Here is a 3474-nt window from a genome sequence, read left to right as displayed (position 1 = left end):
CGGCCCAGCAGATCCAGAAGATGATCGAGGAACTTCAGATCGGCGCCCGCGAGGCGGTGGCCACCATGACCGAAAGCCAGCGCTACAGCCTGGAGAGCGTGGAGATCGCCAACCGCGCCGGCGAACGCCTGGGTAGCGTGACCAGCCGGATCGGCGAGATCGACAGCATGAACCAGTCGGTGGCCACCGCCACCGAGGAGCAGACCGCGGTGGTCGACTCGCTGAACATGGACATCACCGAGATCAACACCCTCAACCAGGAAGGCGTGGAGAACCTCCAGGCCACCCTGCGCGCCTGCGGCGAGCTGGAAGCCCAGGCCGGGCGCCTGCGGCACCTGGTGGACAGCTTCAAGATCTGAGCCCGTCCCACAGGCCGGCTAACCGCTTCGCGGTTAGCCGGCGACCATCCAGCCCCCAATGAAAAAGGCGCCCACGGGCGCCTTTTTCATGGCCTGGCGCTCAGCGCCGCTTCTTCCCGCCCATCAACGAGCCGAGCAGGCCACGCACCAGCTCCCGGCTCAACTGGTTGGCCGCCTGGCGCATGGCGCTCTTCACCGTCGAATTGGACAGCAGGCTGCCGAGAATCTGCCCGGCCATGCCGCCGACGCCGGACGAGCTTTCCTGCTGTGCGGGCGCCTGGCCCTGGACCTCGGGCTTGGCGCCCGCCTTGTTCGCCAGCACCTCGTAGGCCGACTCGCGATCGATCGGCTGGTCGTAGCGGCCCTTCAACGGCGATCGCTGGACCAGTTCGGCGCGCTCGCTGTCGCTCAGCGGGCCGATCCGCGAATAGGGCGGCGCCACCGCGACGCGCTGGACCATGGCCGGCGTGCCCTTTTCCTCCAGGGTGCCGACCAACGCCTCGCCGATACCCAGTTCGGTCAGCACCCCCAGGGTGTCGAACGCCGGGTTCGGGCGGAAACCGTCGGCCACCGCGCGCAGCGATTTCTGCTCCTTGGCGGTGAAGGCGCGCAGGCCATGCTGGATACGCAGGCCGAGCTGGGCCAGGACATCGTCCGGCAGGTCGCCCGGCGACTGGGTGACGAAGTACACCCCGACGCCTTTCGAGCGGATCAGCCGGACCACCTGTTCCAGGCGGTCGCGCAAGGCTTTCGGCGTGCCGTTGAACAGCAGGTGGGCCTCGTCGAAGAACAGTGCCAGCACCGGCTTGTCGGCATCGCCGCGCTCCGGCAGTTGCTCGAACAGCTCGGCCAGCAGCCAGAGCAGGAAAGTCGCGTAGACCTTCGGCGCCTCGTGCACCAGGCGGCTGGCGTCGAGCAGGTGGATGCGCCCGCGCCCGTCCGGCTCGGGGCGGAGGATGTCTTCCAGTTGCAGGGCAGGCTCGCCGAAGAAGGCCTCGGCGCCCTGCTGCTCCAGAGTGGCCAGGCGGCGCAGCAGCGCCTGCCCGGAAGCGCCGGTGAACAGCGCCCGGTCCTCGCCAAGGATTTCCGGATTGTCCTTCAGGTGGTTGAGCAGCGCCTTCAGGTCCTTCAGGTCGAGCAGCAGCAGGCCTTCCCGGTCGGCCACCTGGAAGGCGGCGAACAGCGCGGCCTGCTGGCTATCGGTCAATTCCAGGAGGTTGGCCAGCAGCAGCGGGCCCATCTCGCTGATGGTGGTGCGCAACGGGTGGCCGGTCTTCCCGGCGATGTCCCAGAGCGTGGTCGGGTAGGCCTTCGGCTGGTAGTTCAGCCACGGCATGCTGGCGATGCGTTCGGCGACCTTGCCCTGCGGGTTGCCCGGCGCGGCGATGCCGCACAGGTCGCCCTTGATGTCGGCGGCGAACACCGCGACACCGGCATCGCTGAAGGATTCGGCGAGGTGCTGCAAGGTCACCGTCTTGCCGGTACCGGTGGCACCGGCGATCAATCCATGACGGTTGGCCAGGCGCCAGGCCTGTCCTACCGGCTGGCCATCGGGGCCAGCGCCGATCAACAACTCATTCGCTTGCGACATCCATTCATCCTCGGGACTAAAGCTCCGGCACGCTGTGCCGACAGTAAGGGAAAGCCCTTGTGCAACGGGGCTTCCAGCGGAACCCACGTACCAATATGCGCGGGTTCCCGCGAAGGGCGTCGGGCCAGCGCATCGACCCGATCTGGCCGTCCAGCTTCGGCGAAGACCTTCGGCCCTTGCTGAGACAGGAAAAATCGCCATCGTATCCGTATCACGCATTCTTCGGAGCCACCCAGGGAACCGTGGCTTCGTGGCACAAGGCCGTGCCTGGGTCGACGGACTACCCACCCGCGACCCGCCCGACGCTGCAAGGCGTACGGAAAGCCCCTGCGCCCGCGGAACGGTCGCAGGGGTCTGGTCAAAGACTGGCGCTACATACTCCTGGACGCAATACAACATGATCAAAAGTCTGAAGTTCAGCCACAAGATCCTCATCGCGGCCTCCCTCGTGGTGTTCGCCGCTTTCGCACTGTTCACCCTCTACAACGATTACCTGCAGCGCAACGCGATCCGCGAGGACCTCGAAAGCTACCTGCGGGAAATGGGTGACGTGACTTCCAGCAACATTCAGAACTGGCTCGGCGGCCGTCTGCTGCTGGTCGAGCAGACCGCCCAGACCCTGGCCCGCGACCACAGCCCGGAAACCGTCAGCGCCCTGCTCGAACAGCCGGCCCTGACCTCGACCTTCAGCTTCACCTACCTCGGCCAGCAGGACGGCGCCTTCACCATGCGTCCGGACAGCCCGATGCCGGCCGGCTACGATCCGCGCAGCCGGCCCTGGTACAAGGACGCCGTGGCGGCCGGCGGCCTGACCCTGACCGAACCCTACGTCGACGCCGCCACCCAGGAACTGATCATCACCGCGGCGACACCGGTGAAGGCCGCCGGCAACACCCTCGGCGTGGTAGGCGGCGACCTCAGCCTGAAGACCCTGGTGCAGATCATCAATTCGCTGGACTTCAGCGGCATGGGCTACGCCTTCCTGGTCAGCGGCGACGGCAAGATCCTGGTGCACCCGGACAAAGAGCAGGTGATGAAGACCCTGAGCGAGGTCTACCCGCAGAACACGCCGAAGATCGCCACCGGTTTCAGCGAGGCCGAATTGCACGGGCATACCCGCATCCTCGCCTTTACCCCGATCAAGGGCCTGCCTTCGGTGACCTGGTACCTGGCGCTGTCCATCGACAAGGACAAGGCCTACGCCATGCTCAGCAAGTTCCGCGTCTCGGCCATCGCCGCCGCGCTGATCTCCATCGTCGCCATCCTGATCCTGCTCGGCCTGCTGATCCGCCTGCTGATGCAGCCGCTGCACCTGATGGGCCGTGCCATGCAGGACATCGCCCAGGGCGAGGGCGACCTGACCAAGCGCCTCGCCGTGACCAGCCGCGATGAGTTCGGCGTGCTCGGCGATGCCTTCAACCAGTTCGTCGAGCGGATCCATCGCTCGATCCGGGAAGTCGCCGGAACCGCGCACAAACTGCACGACGTCTCGCAACTGGTGGTGAACGCCTCGAACTCCTCGAT

Annotated in this window: 1 protein-coding gene and 2 pseudogenes; 2 read left to right on the top strand and 1 reads right to left on the bottom strand. The window is 66.5% G+C overall.

Annotated features, from left to right (window positions below; genetic code table 11):
- Window positions 1–359, top strand: a pseudogene (locus HMPREF2886_RS27310) (chemotaxis protein); the annotation flags it as partial.
- A gap of 100 nt (window positions 360–459) precedes the next feature.
- Here HMPREF2886_RS27310 and HMPREF2886_RS27305 read toward each other — a convergent pair.
- Window positions 460–1950 carry a helicase HerA-like C-terminal domain-containing protein gene (locus HMPREF2886_RS27305; protein ID WP_033971695.1) on the bottom strand — a complete coding sequence of 497 codons (1491 nt, stop codon included), beginning with the start codon at window positions 1948–1950 and terminating at the stop codon, window positions 460–462.
- Window positions 1951–2347: 397 nt separating this feature from the next.
- On the opposite strand from HMPREF2886_RS27305, the pseudogene pctA reads away from it, so the two are divergent.
- A pseudogene (gene pctA, locus HMPREF2886_RS27300) lies at window positions 2348–3474 on the top strand (methyl-accepting chemotaxis protein PctA); the annotation flags it as partial.

The organism is Pseudomonas sp. HMSC066A08 (assembly GCF_001813025.1).
Taxonomy (GTDB): domain Bacteria; phylum Pseudomonadota; class Gammaproteobacteria; order Pseudomonadales; family Pseudomonadaceae; genus Pseudomonas; species Pseudomonas aeruginosa.
This window is presented reverse-complemented; position numbering and strand designations above follow the sequence as displayed.